General features: G+C 39.0%; 20 protein-coding genes. 9 read left to right on the forward strand and 11 right to left on the reverse strand.

What is annotated here, in order from left to right; all coding sequences use genetic code 11:
- Window positions 1–39: 39 nt before the first annotated feature.
- Complete coding sequence (locus ACPPVU_RS11085; protein ID WP_426671770.1) at window positions 40–1,128, forward strand: DNA topoisomerase IB; 1,089 nt, start codon at window positions 40–42, stop codon at window positions 1,126–1,128.
- Window positions 1,129–1,146: 18 nt separating this feature from the next.
- On the opposite strand, the gene ACPPVU_RS11090 is transcribed toward ACPPVU_RS11085, so the two are convergent.
- From ACPPVU_RS11090 to ACPPVU_RS11105, 4 genes are all read right to left on the reverse strand, one after another.
- On the reverse strand, window positions 1,147–1,863 hold the full coding sequence (locus ACPPVU_RS11090) for a hypothetical protein (RefSeq protein ID WP_426671771.1): 717 nt from the start codon (window positions 1,861–1,863) through the stop codon (window positions 1,147–1,149).
- Window positions 1,864–1,987: 124 nt separating this feature from the next.
- Entirely contained in the window at window positions 1,988–2,653 is a 666-nt protein-coding gene (locus tag ACPPVU_RS11095) for an STING domain-containing protein (RefSeq protein ID WP_426671772.1), read from the reverse strand.
- A gap of 213 nt (window positions 2,654–2,866) precedes the next feature.
- On the reverse strand, window positions 2,867–4,732 hold the full coding sequence (locus ACPPVU_RS11100) for a TonB-dependent receptor plug domain-containing protein (protein ID WP_426671773.1): 1,866 nt from the start codon (window positions 4,730–4,732) through the stop codon (window positions 2,867–2,869).
- A 5-nt stretch (window positions 4,733–4,737) separates the two neighbouring features.
- A complete protein-coding gene (locus ACPPVU_RS11105) occupies window positions 4,738–5,100 on the reverse strand; it encodes a BlaI/MecI/CopY family transcriptional regulator (protein ID WP_426671774.1) in 363 nt (120 codons plus the stop codon).
- Between the two features lie 138 nt (window positions 5,101–5,238).
- Here ACPPVU_RS11105 and ACPPVU_RS11110 point away from each other — a divergent pair, with 138 nt between their 5' ends.
- The 3 genes from ACPPVU_RS11110 (at window position 5,239) to ACPPVU_RS11120 (ending at window position 7,270) form a co-directional block, all read left to right on the forward strand.
- Window positions 5,239–6,084 carry an SDR family oxidoreductase gene (locus ACPPVU_RS11110; protein ID WP_426671775.1) on the forward strand — a complete coding sequence of 282 codons (846 nt, stop codon included), beginning with the start codon at window positions 5,239–5,241 and terminating at the stop codon, window positions 6,082–6,084.
- An 81-nt stretch (window positions 6,085–6,165) separates the two neighbouring features.
- A complete protein-coding gene (locus tag ACPPVU_RS11115; protein WP_426671776.1) occupies window positions 6,166–6,648 on the forward strand; it encodes a c-type cytochrome in 483 nt (160 codons plus the stop codon).
- Between the two features lie 109 nt (window positions 6,649–6,757).
- On the forward strand, window positions 6,758–7,270 hold the full coding sequence (locus tag ACPPVU_RS11120) for an N-acetyltransferase family protein (protein WP_426671777.1): 513 nt from the start codon (window positions 6,758–6,760) through the stop codon (window positions 7,268–7,270).
- 232 nt (window positions 7,271–7,502) lie between these two features.
- On the opposite strand, the gene ACPPVU_RS11125 is transcribed toward ACPPVU_RS11120, so the two are convergent.
- Entirely contained in the window at window positions 7,503–8,693 is a 1,191-nt protein-coding gene (locus ACPPVU_RS11125) for a DUF5009 domain-containing protein (protein ID WP_426671778.1), read from the reverse strand.
- Between the two features lie 96 nt (window positions 8,694–8,789).
- On the opposite strand from ACPPVU_RS11125, the gene ACPPVU_RS11130 reads away from it, so the two are divergent.
- Window positions 8,790–9,539 carry a YdcF family protein gene (locus ACPPVU_RS11130; protein WP_426671779.1) on the forward strand — a complete coding sequence of 250 codons (750 nt, stop codon included), beginning with the start codon at window positions 8,790–8,792 and terminating at the stop codon, window positions 9,537–9,539.
- Window positions 9,540–9,579: 40 nt separating this feature from the next.
- Window positions 9,580–11,070: an acetyl-CoA carboxylase biotin carboxylase subunit gene (gene accC / locus ACPPVU_RS11135; RefSeq protein ID WP_426671780.1), complete on the forward strand. Its 1,491-nt coding sequence runs from the start codon at window positions 9,580–9,582 to the stop codon at window positions 11,068–11,070.
- Here the strand turns inward: accC and ACPPVU_RS11140 are convergent.
- Window positions 11,067–11,555 (reverse strand): NUDIX domain-containing protein, encoded by a 489-nt coding sequence (locus ACPPVU_RS11140; protein WP_426671781.1) that lies wholly within the window; start codon window positions 11,553–11,555, stop codon window positions 11,067–11,069. The two genes, accC and ACPPVU_RS11140, sit on opposite strands and share 4 nt — an antisense overlap.
- Window positions 11,556–11,643: 88 nt before the next feature.
- Between ACPPVU_RS11140 and ACPPVU_RS11145 the strand changes: the two genes are divergently transcribed.
- Window positions 11,644–12,141, forward strand: a complete 498-nt coding sequence (locus ACPPVU_RS11145) for an SRPBCC family protein (protein WP_426671782.1) — start codon at window positions 11,644–11,646, stop codon at window positions 12,139–12,141.
- 115 nt (window positions 12,142–12,256) lie between these two features.
- Window positions 12,257–12,868: a riboflavin synthase gene (locus tag ACPPVU_RS11150; RefSeq protein WP_426671783.1), complete on the forward strand. Its 612-nt coding sequence runs from the start codon at window positions 12,257–12,259 to the stop codon at window positions 12,866–12,868.
- Here the strand turns inward: ACPPVU_RS11150 and ACPPVU_RS11155 are convergent.
- Complete coding sequence (locus tag ACPPVU_RS11155; protein WP_426671784.1) at window positions 12,837–13,985, reverse strand: tetratricopeptide repeat protein; 1,149 nt, start codon at window positions 13,983–13,985, stop codon at window positions 12,837–12,839. The genes ACPPVU_RS11150 and ACPPVU_RS11155 overlap by 32 nt on opposite strands.
- A 92-nt stretch (window positions 13,986–14,077) precedes the next feature.
- Between ACPPVU_RS11155 and ACPPVU_RS11160 the strand changes: the two genes are divergently transcribed.
- Window positions 14,078–14,368 (forward strand): hypothetical protein, encoded by a 291-nt coding sequence (locus ACPPVU_RS11160; protein ID WP_426671785.1) that lies wholly within the window; start codon window positions 14,078–14,080, stop codon window positions 14,366–14,368.
- Window positions 14,369–14,408: 40 nt separating this feature from the next.
- Here the strand turns inward: ACPPVU_RS11160 and ACPPVU_RS11165 are convergent, their stop codons facing one another.
- The 4 genes from ACPPVU_RS11165 to hscA form a co-directional block, all read right to left on the reverse strand.
- Entirely contained in the window at window positions 14,409–15,428 is a 1,020-nt protein-coding gene (locus ACPPVU_RS11165) for an alpha/beta hydrolase family protein (protein WP_426671786.1), read from the reverse strand.
- A gap of 67 nt (window positions 15,429–15,495) precedes the next feature.
- Window positions 15,496–16,086, reverse strand: coding sequence for a Crp/Fnr family transcriptional regulator (locus ACPPVU_RS11170; protein WP_426671787.1), 591 nt, complete (start codon window positions 16,084–16,086; stop codon window positions 15,496–15,498).
- A gap of 46 nt (window positions 16,087–16,132) precedes the next feature.
- The gene (locus ACPPVU_RS11175) at window positions 16,133–16,777 is read right to left on the reverse strand and encodes a hypothetical protein (protein WP_426671788.1); all 645 of its coding nucleotides are present in this window, start codon (window positions 16,775–16,777) and stop codon (window positions 16,133–16,135) included.
- Window positions 16,778–16,818: 41 nt separating this feature from the next.
- Window positions 16,819–18,675, reverse strand: a complete 1,857-nt coding sequence (gene hscA, locus ACPPVU_RS11180) for a Fe-S protein assembly chaperone HscA (RefSeq protein ID WP_426671789.1) — start codon at window positions 18,673–18,675, stop codon at window positions 16,819–16,821.
- Window positions 18,676–18,775: the final 100 nt, after the last annotated feature.

An 18,775-nucleotide genomic window follows, 5' to 3' on the forward strand; every position in this document is an offset into this window, starting at 1 on the left:
ACTTTTTAAAACTTAAAATAAAATATTCTGTTCATGTTTATGATGGACAGGATATTGAAGAAGTTGGAAAAGATAGGCCGTGATCCCAAGATAACGGCCAAGGTTGCCGGTCTGCGCTATGTAGCTGATTCAACACCGGGTTATACCCGTAAAAAAAGTGGCAAAGGTTTTGGGTTTTATGATGCAGATAGCAAACCTATAAAGGATAAGGAATTGATACAGCGTTTTACTAAGCTGGTTATTCCACCGGCTTATACCAACATTTGGATATCTCCACACGAGAATGGGCATTTGCAGTTTACAGGTATTGATGCCGCCGGACGCAAACAGTACCGTTATCACCCAGCATGGAACAAACTCCGTAATCAATCCAAATATTATCATCTCCGGTTATTTGCCGACTATTTGCCCGCTATTCGCAAACAAGTTGATAAAGATCTTGCCCGGCAAAATCTGGATCATGATAAAGTAGTAGCCCTGGTGATCCGTATTATGGAATTGACCAGTATCAGGGTGGGGAACGAATCCTATAAAAAATTGTACGGTTCTTTCGGCCTGACCACGCTTATGGATAAGCATGTTAAGATCGAGGGTTCGCATATAAGCTTTGAGTTTAAGGGTAAAAAAGGTGTTTATCAAAAGATTGCCCTGCATAGTGTAAAATTGGCTCGGTTGATCAAACAATGCCGCGATATACCGGGCAAAGAACTTTTTCAATATTATGATGATGAAGGCCAGCGTTGTTCGATAGGCTCTGAAGATGTGAACCGTTATTTAAAAGATATTACTGGGGAAGATTTTACAGCAAAGGATTTCCGCACCTGGGCAGGAAGTGTAAGCGCACTATATGCCATTAAGGAAGCAGGGGAGTTCGATACAGTATCCGAGTGTAAGAAAAAAATTGTAAGTGTACTGGATGAAGTGGCCCTGAACCTGGGCAACACCCGAACTGTTTGCAAGAAGTATTATGTGCACCCAACCGTGATCAAAAGCTACGAAGAGGGAACGATATTTAAATATATTGAGAAGCTGGACGGAAATAAAGATATAAATGCTGCTGAACTGAATACAGCTGAAAAAGCGCTGATGGAGTTACTGGAAAATGAAAAATTGGCAGAGGCGAGTTGAGGTTTATTTAAGATTTAATTATTGAATACCGTTAATTTTATAAATCATTCTGATTAAAACTAAAGCTATAACTACCAATATCAACCAAATTTTTCGCCTAAGATTTTCATCTATATTTTTATTGTTACGGATTTCAATAAATCCCCACGCCATAATTCCAGTAAATGATAATCCGCTTATAGCTACGATAATCTTATTCGAAGAGGAATAAACAAATATCATTGAAGTTATTGTCACCAGTGCAATCAAAAGACTATAAATTTTCCTAAAAGACTTTGATGTTTGTGTAATGGGCTTAATTTGATTCAATGCTTCTTCAAGTTGATCATACTTATCAATCTGGGCCCTAATAACAATAATGTCATCAGGATATTTTCCCTTTATGACAAAGTTCCCATTCTTGTTTTTGTTGATTTCAATAATATCATTCAGGTAAATGGAGATTGTACGGGTGTTTAGCTGAGTCCGAGTGACCATATTAGCCTTAATGATAAGCGAATAGCTTTCGAAGAAGGCTTTTTGCTTTTGAATACTCCGGTATACACTTAATCCAAGCACCAAAGCAACTATAATAATTACAAAGGTTAATGTACTGGTATCAACTTTATCTGTTGAATCAAATAAACTGATAATAATAACAGCCGTCACTGCGATAAGAATGAACGGTACGATTTTGATAAGCAAAAGCTTTCTGATTTCCTTAAAGCCGGAAGGCGTTATATTATATTCCTGCATTAGTATGATAAGGTTGTGACGGTCGAATATACAAGCCAATTGATATCGACTGAAATGATTTTTAATCCGTAAGATTATTTTAACGAAAAACCACCGGGTCAGGTTTGGTTAAAGGAGTGATAAATTACACCTGCATAAATCTAATCCTGCCAAAAGGTATATCTCTGCTATTACGAATTTTTAGCTCTTCAATCTTTTTATCAAAATAGGCATATATCTTTTTTGAGTTCTTTTCAGTGCTGTCTTTGTCTGAAAATTCTTTTTCCAAATATCTCGACAAAGCAAAAAGTGTTCTGGGATATTCACAGATCGTTAATAGGCCCTTGTCATATTTTGCCCTTACCCAATAAGGCTCGCTTAAAGTGGCTTCACGAATATAAACTATGTCACATGAACGTTTAACCTCATCACTATATTTAATTAAGGAGTCATGAGAAATGGGAACACCTACTTCTACAGTTACATTTTCAGGATTAAGCTTAATTACTGAATTACCAGGAAACAGGAATTCAATATCGGCTTTCCCATTTAATAATTGAGCAAGGCGGCCTGTGAAATTCATAAAATACCCGGTTGCTAATATCTCGGCTAACGACTTTTTATAAGTCTTGATATTATCTAAATAAAATAGGACTCCCAGGAATATGGAAATCGCTAGCCCTGTACCTATGGCTACGTACAGATTATAAAAAACAGGAATTTTATTTAAATACCCCTCATAAGAAACTGCTGTCGGGATAATCGAAAATATTAGATCTTTAACCGGGAAGAATTTAAAACTAAACGCCATAATCTAAGGATTAAACTTATTTAAAAGCGGTTATAGTAAATTGTTATTCAGCGCAATAGGAATACTAATGTAATTAAAATTGATAATCAAACAAAAAACCCGCCGAAGCGGGTGGAAGAAAGAGTGACTATTAACTGATCTATTGATTGATATATTAAGCTGATTAAAACCATTTAACTCAATTAACTTAATCCAACCCAATCAACTAAAAAATTACTTTCCTTTTTTAGTTATGATTACAACTACGCCATTTTTACCCTTTTCTCCGTATTGTTTCTCGGCTGCTCCGTCTTTTAATACGCTAATAGATTTTATATCTGCGGGCGATACATTTTTGAGGCTCTTGGCTTCTTTTCCGTCTATGATAAATAATGGCTGGCCTTCGCCGTCAATAGTTAGCTGATCGTTATTGGTGTTAAATCCTCTAACAAATACTTTCCTGGGCTTGCCATCGGGCGGGGTAGCTTTATTAATATTAATCCCTTCTACAGTAATTACTTCAGGAGCAACATCCTGGGTTATTACCATGTCGCTGCCTGGTTTTCCGGTGATATGATAGTCCTTTTTTAGAATCAGGGTTTTACCCTTTACCTTAGGAGCCACATCTGTTACTATTACCGTACTCACATTTTTGTTGCCATTGGTTTCTTCTTCAACGTCTGAAAGCTTATTGTCAGAACTAATAGTATAAGCCATTGCAGCACTTGGCGGCGGTGGTGGCGCCATATCCGGAGAACCAGTTATTGATATATTCCTAGCGCCTGCAATCATCCCGTCGCCCATTGCTTTGTCTATTTTTTCTTTTAATTTTTTACCTGCGTCAGAATCATCTGTAGTTACAAACATTACTTGCCGGTCATTATCCAGTTCGGGATAAAATTGTTTAGCGTTCTTTGCGGTAAGTAATTCAATGCTGTTTATACGGGTCGGATCAATTGCCTTTACTTCGGCTTTAGTAGCTTTTACCCCGTTGATGACATAATTGACAGAATCACCACTGACGTTTGCCATCACCATGAAAGATTTTTTGCCATTTTTTGCTTTGCCGTTGTATATAGTGTCGACATTTTTAGTAGCCGCTTTTTCTACAACAGTTTTCTCGCTCAGTTTAAGATCCGTTACATGTGGTTTGCCATTATAAAGCAGATGGGCATGACTTACTACTGTTGCAATAGAATTAAAGGTATGCATCCCTTTTTTAGTCACCTCGGCTTTTGACAGGCTGAAAATCAGCAACAATGCCACAACTACAGGTACTAAAAATACATAGCGGGTAAGGTTGTAACCCGCTGATTTTTTTGTGTTCATCATAATAATGCGTTTTTTTATGGTTGACATGTTAAAGTGATTGACTATGTTATTGGATGTAGCGGCAAGGCCTACGCTTACCAGGCTATATTGATATTCTTTGCTATCCATTCCCTTTTGCAAAATTTTGCGGTCGGTAATGAACTCGATATTTTCCCGGACAGCCTTTTTCATCAGCCATACACCGGGATTGAACCAATAGAAAATAGTACTCAGTTCGGCTAACAGGATATCCAGTGTATGCCATTCGCTCACATGCACCTGCTCATGCTCAAGCACGCTTTTCAGTTCAGATGGCGAAAGTTTAGACGGGTTAATATAAATGCTGCGCCAGAATGAGAATGGACTGATATCATCCCTGATCAACCTAACTGATTGATTATGTACCTCGCCAGGTTTAGATTGACGATATAATTTATACAGAGAAAATAATTGCATAATCAATCTAACTGCAAAGAGGATAACACCTGCCCAGAAGATCACTTCGACCCATTGCCAATAGTTAGGCTGATATAAAGGCATTACAAAATTTTCTGCCGGTGTTTTCCAATTCATTATAATTGATTGTACAGGCTGCGTCAATTGCTGATGATGCTGCGCAAAATCAGAAAGATTAATGTTTGGATACAGCGATGAAAATAAGATAGCAGCCACCAGGTATATCCGGTTAAGGGTATAAAAGGTAAGGTGACGCAACACCAGGTAATAACCGAGGCAAAATAATACCAGGGCAATATTGACCTTAAACAAAAAGAGAAATAATGCTGGCATGATACTTATTTTTTAGGGTTTTCAATCAGGTTGATAATCTCTTTCAATTCGCTGGCGCTGATCTTTTTCTCGTTAGCGAAAAACGTTACCAGGTCCTTGTAGGAGTTCTCAAAATAATCGCTTACGAAACCATTCATAAAGCGCTTCTTATATTCTTCCTCTTTTATAGCCGGAATATAACGGTAGGTGTTGCCAATCTTTTCGCTGGTAAGAAATGCCTTGCGCTCCAGGTTTTTAATGGTAGAAGCGAGGGTGGTATATGGCGGTTTGGGCTCGGCCATCTGGTCAAGAAAATCCTTTACCGATCCTGAACCGCATTGCCATACAGCCTGCATTGCTTCTTCTTCCTGTTGTGTTAATTTCTCCATGTTGTTACGATTGTTTCGTAAATCTACGAACTTTTCGTAATTAACCAAATTATTTTACATTTTTTAACAAATTAATTTCAGATCACAGCAGGAGAGCATATAATCAGCTATATTGTCTCACATTTAAATCTGAGAAATATGCCTGTTATAACAACTGCCATTACCGGAGCAACTTCCGGGATAGGAAAAATTACCGCAATGGAATTAGCGAGAAAAGGCCATGCTATTTATATGCTGGTACGTAATACCAATAAAGGCGAGCAGGTGAAACAAGAGATCATTTCTCAGACGGGCAACAAAGATATTTATGTAATTGAATGTGATGTAGCTGATTTGCAAAGTGTGGCTCGCGCCGTTGACGAACTTAAGGGAAAACTTTTTGGTATTAACATCCTGATCAATAACGCCGGAAGTGCCTTTGTTAAAAAAGAGCTCAGTAAGGATGGTTTCGAAATGACTTTTGCATTAAATCACCTGGGACATTTCCTGCTGACCGAAAGCCTGATGCCTTTACTTAAAAAGGGCCAGGCAAGAATTATAAATGTAAGCTCAGAAGGGCACCGATCGGCTAAACCTAATTTTGACGATCTGAAATGGGAGCAAACACCTTACAAGGGAATCAAAGCTTACAATATCTCCAAATTATATAATATCTATTTTACCAAATCGCTTGCCGAAAAGTATGGACAAACGGGTATTACCTCGTATGCGTTGCATCCTGGCGTGGTGCTTACCAATATCTGGGATAAGGTGACGGGTTTTATGCGTATACTTTTCTGGTTGATTAAACCATTTATGATAACACCGGAGAAAGGTGCCGAAACAACCATTTACCTCGCCACAGAACCACGCCTGGAGCAAAAAAGCGGTTTATACTTCAAAAAATGCAAGGTTGCCAAAACGGCGCCTAACGCAGATAATGGTGCAGCCCGTAACCGTTTATGGGAAATAAGCGAAAAGCTAACCGGAGCTAAAACAAAATAAATGTTTAACCGTATTTTTTCTATTACATTGTCATAACTAAGTAATGTAATTATTACCTTAGTTTCCAAATTCAATCCCCTTATGATAATCAGCAAAAAACTAACAATTACAGCAAGCCTGCTCGGCGTAATGGCGCTGGGTATAGCTGCAACTATGCCACAACAGGCGCCTCCGCCAAAAGCACAAAACCTGAAAGTATTACCAAAAAATATTTCGCACAAGGATCTTGACCACATAATGGATAAATGGGCGGCATCATTAGGCGTGCATTGTAATTTCTGTCATGCACGCAATGAGCAGACCAATAAGATGGATTTTGCAAGCGATGCTAAACCTGAAAAAGAAACTGCCCGCTATATGCTTCGTATGGAGCAAAAGATCAATAAAAAGTTTTTTAAAGCAGGCAAAGATTCTCTGGGTATGGTGATGGAAGCCGGTATTAACTGTAATACCTGTCATCATGGAACAGCACATCCTGAGTTAAAGGTGCCTGAAAGACAACATGGTCCGGGTGGTCCCCCTCCGGGTGGAGCTGGCACACCTCCTCCGCCACCTTCTAACTAATTATATTGAATATAAAATCAATTCATATCAACGCCCTGCCTAAGCGGGGCGTTCTTGTTTTTATTACTTTTTACTTTGTATTTTTATAATAGAATTAATTGATCTGTTGATGTCTGAGGAAACTGTAAATATTCGCAGTGCTATATTAGGTGACCTGCCAGGCATCCTTGATATTTATAATCATGCAATATTGCACACCACCTCAGTTTATAGTGAGCATCCACATACTTACGAAATGAGGCTTACCTGGTATAATGACAGGATCAGCAGCGGCTTTCCGGTTTTTGTAGCCGAAACAGACGGGCAAATCATAGGCTTCAGTACTTTCGGACATTTCAGGGTATGGCCATGTTACCGCTACACAGTTGAACATTCAGTTTATGTTCATATTGATCATCGCGGAAAAGGTATCAGCAAATTACTGCTGCAGCCACTAATAGATCGTGCGCGTGAAATGAAGCTACACGCTATGATAGCAGGTATAGACGGAGGAAATAAAATAAGTTATCAATTGCACCAGTCTTTCGGCTTTGTGGAAGTAGCACACTTTAAAGAAGTTGGCTTTAAATTTGGGCGTTGGCTCGATCTGAAGTTTATGCAATTAATTTTACATTCAGTTTAAAATTATTTAAAACAGCTACACCTGTGTGTTATAGATATTTACAATCTTTAATTAAATGGAATTGCGTTTTTTATGTTGAAAACGCACTTTTTGTTAAGAAAAACCAACAACTTTTGTTTTAATGAGGGCGTATAACTTACGATCAGTTATAGGTAAGATTAATAACGGATATGTTCTTTACCCAATCACGAAATCCCTGGTTCTCGGTGTGTGGACAGGGATTTTTTTATTTTTATATCTTTAATTTCAGTCTGCGTTTCTCTAAAAAGCCTCCAATCAATACCACAATAAATGCTACTGCCCATGACCGAAAGAACCCACCCCAGCCATAGTTCAATACCTTTGGATAATGAATATGGAGCAATCTATAAAAACCAACCTGTAAATAAGGTATCAGGTAACAGGTAAGTGTAGCGGTGCCTGCGGGCCAGATTATTTTAAACCAATTCTTTTTGCCTTTAAAATCAACCAGGTAGATCATCAGTTCAAAAACCAGTACACCGATACCTATACAGATCAATATCCATGCCGGGGTAGAACGTATTTTTGAGATACCATCTGCATATGGGCGTATCAGCAAGCCTGATACTATTGAAGCGCATCCTGCTATAAAAAGCCATAGCCATAGCGTTAACGTGTATCCTTTTTGTACCATACGTGCATACCACAATGAAACCACAATACCTGCAATGATCAGGAATTCTGATGATCCTTCATGAATAACCCACAAATGCAGGCGCAATATTTTAGCGTGGTCAAGTATATTTAACGCAGCAAATAGGAGTAATCCAATGATCATGATCTGGAATTTGCCTTTCGCCAAAAGGTAAATAAAGGCAGAAACCAGGTATCCCCAACCTATTATGCCCAATATACCCCACCATGAAGGCTCAAGTCCGTGAGGCGCCTTTGCATCACCGCCGACATAAAGAAATGCCATTAACAATAATATCAACCAGCCGGCACCTTTAAGAAAATATTTTTTAACGTGTGAAATAGTTGGTGAATAATCCAGCCAGATTAAAAAGAAACTGAGCGTGATCAATATTTCCCATACAGCTTCGGGCAATATAGACGCCTTACTGTATTCTTCCAGATTGACATGGAAAAAGCCCATTACTATAAGCGCAAATGAACGCGCCAGGATAGAAAACGATATAGAACTAAAAGAATCGCCCTTCTGCATTTTACGATCAATCGCTAACGGGATCGATAAACCCACAATAAATAAAAAACAAGGGAAAATAGTATCGGCAAAGCCCATACTGTCTTCAAAACGTTTAGCGTGGTCCATCCATTCGGGTATGCCCTTAACTCCGCTTAAATCGTTAATAAATATCATGCATAGCATGGTTAATGCCCTTATTGCATCAACGGAATGCAGTCGTTTGGGGACATTCTTTAATAATGGGGCTTCGGTCATAATAGTAATATAAGTTAGGGTACCTTTAAAGATGAGAAAAAGGAATTATATTAATGGTAATATTTTAATTATACTTCTACATTTGTTCCATTAGCTATGTATTTCATATTTTCAAAAGTCCTGCTCTTCTTATTATTTCCGCTCAATTGGATCATCATTTTCCTGTTAATAGCATTATTCTCGAAACGACAAAAATTGAAGCGAAAGTGTTTTATAACAGGGGTAGTATTACTGATAATTTTCAGCAATCCTTTGTTGTTGTACCTGTTCGCGAAAAATTGGGATGTCAATTCGGCTCCTTTAAATAAAAATAAAGTATATAGTTCTGTAATTGTATTGGGCGGATTTTCTGGCGAGGATAAAAATGGCAACGGGGTATTTAATGAAAATGCTGATCGGTTTATACAAGGTGTTAAATTAAAAGAGGAAGGACGCGTATCACATATCCTGATAAGCAGCGGCAATGGTAACCTGGGGCAGAGTAAATTTAAAGAGGCGGTTTGGACGCAGAGTGTTTTAAAAGAATTTAACCTGCCGGATAGCGCAGTTTTGATCGAACCGGATTCAAGAAATACATTTGAGAACGCCACTTTTTCAAAACAGATATTACAAAAGGCGCATTTGCAACCACCTTATATATTAGTGACATCTGCTTACCATATGCGCAGATCACTTTATATTTTTAAAAAGGAGGGGATGGATGTAGTACCATACTCAAGTGGCCGTATAACCAGCAATGTGAAATTTTCGTTTTTAGATTATATGATGCCTGATGCGGGTGTGCTTGCTGGATGGTGCACTTATCTAAAAGAGTTGATCGGCTTAACAGTAGCCCACTTAAAATAGCCATTGCTTTAATAAGCACAAATCTTATACATTTGTTAAGATGAAGAAAATTCTGATCGCCAATCGCGGCGAAATCGCTTTGAGGGTAATGCGTTCGGCACGCGAAATGGGTATTGAAACGGTGGCTGTTTACTCTGCTGCCGACCGTAATGCATTACACGTTCGTTATGCTGATGAAGCTGTTTTTATTGGCGAGGCACCGTCTAATCAATCCTATCTTGTTGGCGAAAAGATCATTGAAGCCTGTCGAAAAACTGGTGCCGAGGGTATACACCCCGGATATGGTTTCTTATCGGAGAATGCAGCTTTTGCAAGGAAGGTGAGAGACGCCGGATTAACACTGATTGGCCCATCACCAGAGGCGATGGAGATAATGGGTAATAAATTATCAGCCAAAGCAGCAGCATTAAAATATAATATCCCAATGGTGCCTGGGACGGAAGAAGCAATATCGGACATAACAGAAGCCAAGAAGCGCGCGGTAGAAGTAGGCTTTCCCATCCTGATCAAAGCTGCTGCCGGCGGTGGTGGAAAGGGAATGCGCATAGTAGAAAGTGTTGCCGATTTTGAAGAGCAAATGCACCTGGCAGTGTCCGAAGCCACATCAGCATTTGGAGATGGTTCGGTATTTATTGAGCGGTATGTATCTTCGCCAAGGCATATCGAGATACAGGTATTGGGTGATACGCACGGCAATATCGTACATCTGTTTGAAAGGGATTGTTCGGTGCAACGACGTCACCAAAAGGTGATAGAGGAAGCGCCATCGTCCGTACTAACACCCGAAATCAGGGAGCAAATGGGACGTTGCGCGGTGGATGTGGCAAGGTCAGTTAATTATACCGGAGCGGGCACAGTTGAGTTCATCATGGATGATCAACTCAATTTTTATTTTCTCGAAATGAATACCCGTTTACAGGTAGAGCACCCGGTATCCGAATTGATCACGGGCGTCGACCTGGTAAAAGAACAGATACAGATAGCACGTGGCGAACCGATCAGCTTTAAACAGGAAGATCTTAAAATAAACGGGCATGCTATTGAACTGCGTGTTTATGCCGAAGACCCGGCCAATAATTTTTTACCTGATATTGGAACGCTGCAAACTTATATTACGCCAAAAGGTCCGGGTGTGCGTGTAGATGATGGCTTTGAGCACGGCATGGAAATACCGATCTACTATGACCCGATGATCGCCAAATTGATCACCTATGGTAAAGACCGTAAGGAAGCTATTGAACGGATGATACGTGCTATTGACGAGTACAATATTACTGGTATTACCACTACACTTGGCTTCGGCAAATTTGTAATGCAGCATGAAGCCTTTGCCTCGGGTAATTTTGATACCCATTTTGTAAAGAAATATTTTACACCAGAGGTATTGCAAAGTAGCAATGAAGATGAAGCGTTGATTGCTGCAATAGTGATGGAAAGATTACTTGGTGAGAAGAATATTGATATTCATCACGCCACATCTGAAAATGGGCAGATTTCTAATTGGATAAAGAACAGAAAGAAAATAACTTAAACGTCTTCTTTTGGAGAGAGCTTTGAGGAATTAATGATTCCAATCAGCTCATTAATAAATCCAAACTGTGCAGGATTGATCTTTGCTTTGGCTTCTTCAACATCAAACCATGCGGCTTTATCCACTTCAGGAAAAGTTTGTTTTTTGCCTGATCTGGGTGGCCATTCCATTTCAAACAGATTGCTAACAATAGTCTCATGGTCAATGTCGCCTTCAACTGCCCAGGCATAGACTTTTTTACCCGCTTTTTGAATAACAGGTTCAAGTTCGATGAAATTACCGTCGATCGGTTGACCTGTTTCTTCCATGAATTCGCGTTTGGCAGCATCAAGGGGAGACTCATCATTATTAAATTCGCCTTTAGGTATAGACCAACTGCCATTGTCCTTTTTGCTGAAGAATGGGCCGCCCGGATGGATAAGAAAAACCTGTAATTGATTATCCTTGAAGCTGTATAATAATATTCCCGCACTTTGCTTAGCCATATAGATAGATTTAAAAGCAAGTTAACAAAAGCCCAAAGTTTAATTGTTATTTTTGTTTCATAACCTATAAGATCAACCCCGAAAAACAATGGCTACAAATGACTGGACAAAATTTACCATTAAGGCAGATTTTAATACGGATGTAAGAAGCATATACCAGGCATGGACAACCCCCGAAGGTCTGGAAAGCTGGTTTTTAAGAAAAGCAAATTTTTATGCCATAGCAGGCAGATTGCGTGAGCCTCATGAATCAATACTGAAAGAAGATGTTTACGAATGGTACTGGCACGGGTTTGATGATAGTACAGTAGAAAAAGGCGAAGTGCTGGAAGTGAATAGTATTGATTCCGTAAAATTTACTTTTTCTGGCGGATCTATAGTGACTGTTAACGTAGACTGCAAAAACGACTTAACTATACTTGAACTTACCCAGGAAAATATCCCCGTGGAAAGTGACCCATCAAAAAATCTTTTTGTACAGTGCCAGATAGGGTGGACTTTTTACCTGGCTAATCTTAAATCCATCATCGAAGGCGGAATCGACCTTAGAAATAAGCGCCTTGAAGTAAGCAGTAATTTTAAATAAACTGCATCCTCCTCTAAATCTCCTCCGCCGGATGGCGGAGAGACTTTTATAAAACAAGAGATTATGTTATTTTTGCATTTCAAAAATCCCCCCTTTAGGGGGTTAGGGGGCTAAAATGTTTACAGGAATAATTGAAACTTTAGGAGAAGTAACTGATCTGCGGCATGAGCAGGGTAACCTGCATATCACGGTTGAATCAGCAATAGCAGCTGAATTGAAGATCGATCAATCAGTTGCACATAACGGCGTTTGCCTTACTGTTGTTGCTTTGGCTGATGGAAAGCATACCGTAACCGCGATTGAGGAAACTCTTCAAAAATCTAACATCGGTCACCTAAAAATAGGGGACTTTGTGAATCTGGAACGTTGTATGCAGATGAATGCACGTTTAGACGGGCATATTGTACAGGGCCATGTAGACCAGACCGCTGTTTGTACTGATTTCAGAGAAATGCACGGTAGTTGGGAATACACCTTTGAATACAATGCCTCAATTGGAAATGTTACTGTAGAAAAAGGTTCCATTTGTATAAATGGTATCAGTTTAACAGTTGTTAATTCAAAGAAAAATAGCTTTTCTGTAGCTATTATCCCTTATACTTTCGAACATACCAATTTACAACAGGTACGTGAAGGCTCAACAGTTAATCTTGAATTTGATATTATCGGCAAATATGTAGCGAGGTTGATGGGTGCTAATGCGACAACTCCGTCAAACGTTTTTTAGCATACTGCAGATAGCTTTTCTGTTTTTCAGGCGGATTGGTTTTAATGTATTTCTTGTAATACTTTATTGCACTGGTTTTATTCTTTAGCCCTGAATCATATAGATTAGCCAATACATAATAGGTGATCACAGACTTACTATCGTACAACAAGCTTTTTTGGTAGGCGAAAACAGCATTTTTTAATTGGTGAAGTTTATCATAAGAATCGCCCATTTCACTGTAGTACGAATCAACATTAATTGAAATAGCTTCTTTAATAGCCTTGTCAAAATAGAAAATAGCCTTTTCCTGATCTTTTAATGCCTTATAGCTCATGGCAGTGTAATAATAAGAAGTTTCAGTGGCAGTTTTATTCTTCTCCAAAATCTCTAATGTCGTTATACAATCCTGGTAGCTTTTTACCATGAAATAGGATACCCCCAACATATTGATCACATCATTAGCACCATCGCCGCCAGCTATTAATTTAGTGCATAATGCTATGGTTGGCGGAAACTTTTCGGTTCGATAATAGATAATCGCTTTTTCGCGCAACAGTAATAGATTGGCTGTATCTGCAGCTAATGCTTTAGTAACTACTGTATCAGCTCTCGGATATACTTTTAAATTGATATAAATAGTCGCGAGGTCGGATGCTACATCCGGGTCATCCGGATTTAGATGATTTGCTTTTTGAAGATAATTAATGTTCGATGCAAAATCTCCCATGTTATACGCCATGGTAGCCATCTGTTTGTAAACGTTGAAATTGGTGCTATCACGCAATAAAATCTTTTTATAATAGATCAGTGCCCTGGCACTGTTCCCCCTTCGTAGATTGATATTGCCAAGACTAAATAATAAAGCTACACTGGTTGAGTCTTTTTCATAGATACGTTGGTAATACGCCTCTGCATCAGCCAATTTCCCGGCCATCTGCGAGGTATAAGCCAGGCTCGAAATCGTTTTCAGATCAGTAATAGGTTCAGGATAAGTCCTTTTAAGATAATCCAATGCATCTGCAAAACGTTGGGTTTGATAATACTCAAGCAATAGCGCATCATCGACTTTTTGTTGCTGTGCAAAAGTGATCACAGTAAGACATGTAAATAATAAAAGTAGAAGGCAGGTTTTCATATAACTAAATTATTAGTTATATGTGAGAAATGCAAATTCTAAACAATTTATGTTAAAATCCGTTATACAAGTACAACAATTGATAAAACCATATGGATAAGATTAAGAAGTTTGAGTTGATGGAAAAAATTGTACATGAGCTCGAAGACCTGAAAAACAGCCAGCAGGCTATCATACAAAAAATAACAAAAATAGAGGTAGATAATATCGATCTTGGTAATAAACGCCTTGAAAAAGACCTGCCTGACATGCATCAACGGGTATCAGATAATTTAGATACAATAACAAGCATACTGGAGGATTTTGCAGTGCAAACGGATCAGTTCAGCAATCAGAATAACATATCTGCTCTGCGGGAACAGGAAGCACTTAATAAACATTAAAATCAGTAATAACAAAGAGGCACCCTAAAGTGCCTCTTTGTTATTTAAGGGTTGTTGCAAAAAAATCAACCGCGATTTTAGCAACCTGCTGATGCACTTCGTGGCGATTAACCGACGGATCATCATTAAGGAAGGGGCCTGCTCCATGCTTAGCAGCCTCAGTACCCTCATTTAAAAAAGTATAATGTGCTGCTTTGCCTGGGACAATATAGATTTTTGATCCTTTAATCAGATTTTGATAATGTATGGCATTGGTTTTTATGGGCGCAATACTGTCGCTTTGTGCACCAACAATATAAACAGGTGAGGTAATTCGCTTTAATTGATCCCGGTTTGTAAACCCTTGCCCAACAGCCGGGCACATGGCAAAAAATGCCTTAATACGGTTATCCTTTAAATCGGGGCAATTTTTAAATGATGCTTCGACATCTGCAGGATTAAAGGCTTTCTTCAATCCCGGAAATTCAGGAAGTGTAAACTCTTTTACTCCCTGCGGTGTCTGACTAAATTTGTTTAAGGCATCCATACTGATTTGACCGCCTGCCAAAGCGATCACCGTATAACCACCTATTGAAAAGCCAGCTGCACCAATACGATTTTTGTCAATGAGAGGGGCAAAGTCTTTATCATTTAGTAACTGCGTAAGCACAAAGCTAATATCTTGTGGACGTTCCCATGGCGTTACAAAATCAATCGCTATCTTATTGTCGTACGTATTGCCCCAATGATCCACGGCTGCTACAATAAAGCCTTTTTGAACTAATGCATCGGCTAACCATTCCAATGTCATTCGTCCGCCACCTGTTCCATGAGATATGAGGATCAGCTGATGTACACCTGATGGCAATGAAGCATTCCGGACTGTAGGTATATGAATAAAGGGATAACCCGGAATACTGTCAGGTTTTCTGGTGTCATTTGTCGGATACCAAACCTCTGTTTTTAATGGGCGATGGCGTGCAGTATCATTAAAAGCAAAAGTGCGTTCACCGATCTGGTCTTGCGCTAAAGCAAACAGCGGATAAATATATAATAGGATGAATATGAGTTTTTTAAACATGGCTCTGATATTGATAAGCGAAGTAAGGTATAATCTGGCCGTTGGAAGTTGACAAATGTCAATAATTTCACTTTTTAGATTTCAGACGGCTCAATGTCTCCTGTGATATGCCCAGGTAGTCAGCAATAATTTTTGAAGGAAGTCTTTGTATCATTTGCGGATCACTGGCCATTAGCAGGTTATAGCGCTCTTTAGCATCCATGGTGATAAGGCTTTCAATACGTTTGATAGAGGCGATGTAATCCTTCTCTAAATTGATACGATAAACAGTTTCCCAACCCGGAAAAGTGTCCATCAAACTGCGGAAATCAGTGAAATTGATATACAGAAGCTCAGACGCTTCAATGGTTTGTATGTAGGCCAGTGAGGGTTCCTGTAAAATAAAGCTGGGGAATGCAGTGCCAAAACGACCATCCATTACCAGGAAACGTGTAGCCTCCCGGCCGTCAGCATCCATCATGTAAATGCGAAGACAGCCACTATTTACAAAATACATGTAAGGATTAATCTCACCTGCGTGCAGCAATACCTCATTGCGTTTAGTACGTTTAACTTTGAATTTATTGCAAAACAAGTTGACCTGCTCTTCACTTGCTGTGAGATTGGAAGCGAAATATTTTTTTAGAGAAAGATAGATATCATCATGCTGCTTATGCATGATTTAAAATAACTGAATTTATGGCAGAATAAAAATTCCCAAGCAATTAATTCCTGGTCCCTTTTTCAGCATCCTTGTTATATCTTTTAATAGCTCTAAAATATTTTTTATCTGCAATTAGTTCAAGTGCTTTCACATTTTGCCCGACCATCTTTTTCAAGTTATCCGCATTAAATGGCAGGACGGGGCCATCATTTATTTGAATGCCAGTGATTGCTGGTTCATATAATTCATCTGAATACGAATAACCCTTGCTAGCAGGGCGGAGATAATTCATGTTTCTAGCATAAACAGTTAACTGACCTCCAATAACTGTAAACATCCAGCAACTATCATTTGGCACACCGTATATTTCTTTATCTGATTGAATATCTCTATTAGTTGAAATATAAATAGTTTGATCAGGATAAATTTTATGATTGCGATGCACAGTGTCTGATTTGGGGAAATTTTTATCTACAAAAAGCAAATAGTTTTTGTGTAGTATAGTATCAGTGTACATTAATGAAAATACTTCCTTTACTGAGCTATCTTTAAATGTAACATTGTAGGTAGTTCGTTGATTTGCACTCCAATTGGCTCCCATTAGGATTGGCTGAAATGTCATATACTGTGCAAAAGAAGTTTCAGCTAAAAGAATAAATACAACACTGAACGATAAAACGGATAGGATTTTAGAAATAAGCTTCATGACAAGGATTTTGGTTTGACAAATATAATCAAACCAAATATCTATTCAATACTCTTACCCTTCATTGCAGTACTAATCGCCTGGTCCATTAAACGTTCAGCAAACGGGCGGGTGTACTCATTCACTTCGTCCACTTTCTTTAATATCAGGTCTTTGTCGCCGCTTACCAATGCTTCTTTTAATGAGTTGATCAGTTTTTGGGTTTCACTGATCTCGGCTATGGATACGTAATCCGCATTCTTTTGTAAAAAGCGTTCAACGGTATATACCATTTGCTCACCTTCAGTACGGGCCTCAATCAGCATGCGTTGGGACACATCATCTTTAGCATGGGTGATGCTGTCCATTAACATTTGCTCAACCTGGTCATCTGTAATGCCGTAAGTAGGAGTAACTTCTACTTCTTGTTTTACACCAGAACGCAATTCCATCGCCTGTATCTTTAATATGCCATCAGCATTCAATAAAAAGTTGATGTCTACTTTAGGAAAGCCTGCCGGCATAGATGGTATGCCTTTCAAGTCAAATTCTGCCAGCTTGCGGTTTTCTTTAATCAGATCACGTTCGCCCTGGTAAACTGCAATTTTCATGTTTACCTGCCCGTCTATCGAAGTAGTGTATTGCCTGCCGGCTTTGGTAGGCACTTTTGAGTTACGGGGAATGATGATGTCCATCAAGCCACCCATAGTCTCAATTCCCAGTGAAAGGGGGGTGACATCCAGCAGTAAAATATCCTTGCGGTTTCCGGCTAAAATGTCCGCCTGTATAGCTGCACCCAGAGCTACTACCTCATCCGGGTTAAGTTCATTATGAATTGGTCTGGCAAAAAAATCAGATACCATCTTTTTAACCAGTGAAGTACGGGTTGAACCCCCTACCATCACTACTTCATTAATATCACCTATGTCTAATCCCGCATCTTTTAAAGCATTGTGGCAGCATTCAATGGTTTGCTGTACTTTGGGTAATATCAATTGTTCAAAAGTAGTGCGGTCAAGAGTGCACCATATATCACCAATCTTTTCATTAAACAAGCTTTGATGAGCAAAGGCTTTTTTAGCTTCTTCGGCTTTCAGGCGTAGTTCCTGAGCCAGCTCGCGATTTTTCAGGAGTTCGGTTTTGTTTAGTTGGTTCTTTACGATCCAGTAATCCACAATAGCCCTGTCAAAATCATCACCACCTAAAAAGGTGTTTCCGTTGGTAGAGAGTACTTCAAAAATACCGTTCTGTATCTGTAATATAGAAACATCAAATGTACCACCGCCCAGGTCATACACAGCAATAGTCTTGGTTTCTTCAGGGTTTAAGCCAATGCCATAAGCTAAACTTGCTGCAGTAGGCTCATTTACAATTCGTAATACATCCAGTCCGGCCAGTTTGCCTGCATCACGTGTAGCCTGACGCTGCGAATCATTAAAATAAGCAGGTACAGTAATTACAGCACGGTTTACCGGTGTTTTCAAAGCATGTTCAGCTCGGTCTTTGAGTTCTTTTAATATCAATCCGGAAAGCTCAATAGGAGTATAGAAACGATCACCAACTTTAATCTTTACAAGGCTTTCGCTATCATCGTCGATCACTTTATAAGAAAAGAAATCTTTATAATCTTCAATATCGTGGTAAGAACGGCCCAGTAATCTTTTTACTGAGAAAACAGTGTTCTGCGGATCAGTTATTAAATAGTTTTTAGCTTCGTTACCAACAGTTATTTCACCAGCGGGGCCAAAATGGACTACCGATGGCACCAAAACACCCTTGCCTGTATCATTGATCACTTTAGGATTTTTATCCGGGTCGATGAATGCCACTAATGAATTGGTAGTACCCAGGTCAATGCCTACAATAATGTCTTCCTTTTGTATAGAGCCTGTTGCCAGGTTGATAGAAACTTTAGCCATGATTATTCAATAACAATCGGCAAATGTAGGTAGTTTTAGCAGATCGAGTGTCTTTTGAATATCTAATTTTCAGTTTGACAGAAAACAAGAACTAATATTT

It is taken from the genome of Mucilaginibacter sp. McL0603 (assembly GCF_049992945.1).
Lineage (GTDB): Bacteria > Bacteroidota > Bacteroidia > Sphingobacteriales > Sphingobacteriaceae > Mucilaginibacter.

Bases quoted from the DNA above. Each gene is read 5' to 3' on its own strand.
- ACPPVU_RS11150 (WP_426671783.1), top strand. From the start codon at position 12,257: ATGTTTACAGGAATAATTGAAACTTTAGGAGAAGTAACTGATCTGCGG.
- ACPPVU_RS11120 (WP_426671777.1), top strand. From the start codon at position 6,758: ATGTCTGAGGAAACTGTAAATATTCGCAGTGCTATATTAGGTGACCTG.
- ACPPVU_RS11175 (WP_426671788.1), bottom strand. From the start codon at position 16,777: ATGAAGCTTATTTCTAAAATCCTATCCGTTTTATCGTTCAGTGTTGTA.
- ACPPVU_RS11100 (WP_426671773.1), bottom strand. From the start codon at position 4,732: ATGCCAGCATTATTTCTCTTTTTGTTTAAGGTCAATATTGCCCTGGTA.
- ACPPVU_RS11095 (WP_426671772.1), bottom strand. From the start codon at position 2,653: ATGGCGTTTAGTTTTAAATTCTTCCCGGTTAAAGATCTAATATTTTCG.
- ACPPVU_RS11140 (WP_426671781.1), bottom strand. From the start codon at position 11,555: ATGGCTAAGCAAAGTGCGGGAATATTATTATACAGCTTCAAGGATAAT.
- ACPPVU_RS11145 (WP_426671782.1), top strand. From the start codon at position 11,644: ATGGCTACAAATGACTGGACAAAATTTACCATTAAGGCAGATTTTAAT.
- ACPPVU_RS11165 (WP_426671786.1), bottom strand. From the start codon at position 15,428: ATGTTTAAAAAACTCATATTCATCCTATTATATATTTATCCGCTGTTT.
- ACPPVU_RS11105 (WP_426671774.1), bottom strand. From the start codon at position 5,100: ATGGAGAAATTAACACAACAGGAAGAAGAAGCAATGCAGGCTGTATGG.
- ACPPVU_RS11115 (WP_426671776.1), top strand. From the start codon at position 6,166: ATGATAATCAGCAAAAAACTAACAATTACAGCAAGCCTGCTCGGCGTA.
- ACPPVU_RS11125 (WP_426671778.1), bottom strand. From the start codon at position 8,693: ATGACCGAAGCCCCATTATTAAAGAATGTCCCCAAACGACTGCATTCC.
- ACPPVU_RS11160 (WP_426671785.1), top strand. From the start codon at position 14,078: ATGGATAAGATTAAGAAGTTTGAGTTGATGGAAAAAATTGTACATGAG.
- hscA (WP_426671789.1), bottom strand. From the start codon at position 18,675: ATGGCTAAAGTTTCTATCAACCTGGCAACAGGCTCTATACAAAAGGAA.
- ACPPVU_RS11170 (WP_426671787.1), bottom strand. From the start codon at position 16,086: ATGCATAAGCAGCATGATGATATCTATCTTTCTCTAAAAAAATATTTC.
- ACPPVU_RS11155 (WP_426671784.1), bottom strand. From the start codon at position 13,985: ATGAAAACCTGCCTTCTACTTTTATTATTTACATGTCTTACTGTGATC.
- ACPPVU_RS11085 (WP_426671770.1), top strand. From the start codon at position 40: ATGATGGACAGGATATTGAAGAAGTTGGAAAAGATAGGCCGTGATCCC.
- accC (WP_426671780.1), top strand. From the start codon at position 9,580: ATGAAGAAAATTCTGATCGCCAATCGCGGCGAAATCGCTTTGAGGGTA.
- ACPPVU_RS11130 (WP_426671779.1), top strand. From the start codon at position 8,790: ATGTATTTCATATTTTCAAAAGTCCTGCTCTTCTTATTATTTCCGCTC.
- ACPPVU_RS11110 (WP_426671775.1), top strand. From the start codon at position 5,239: ATGCCTGTTATAACAACTGCCATTACCGGAGCAACTTCCGGGATAGGA.
- ACPPVU_RS11090 (WP_426671771.1), bottom strand. From the start codon at position 1,863: ATGCAGGAATATAATATAACGCCTTCCGGCTTTAAGGAAATCAGAAAG.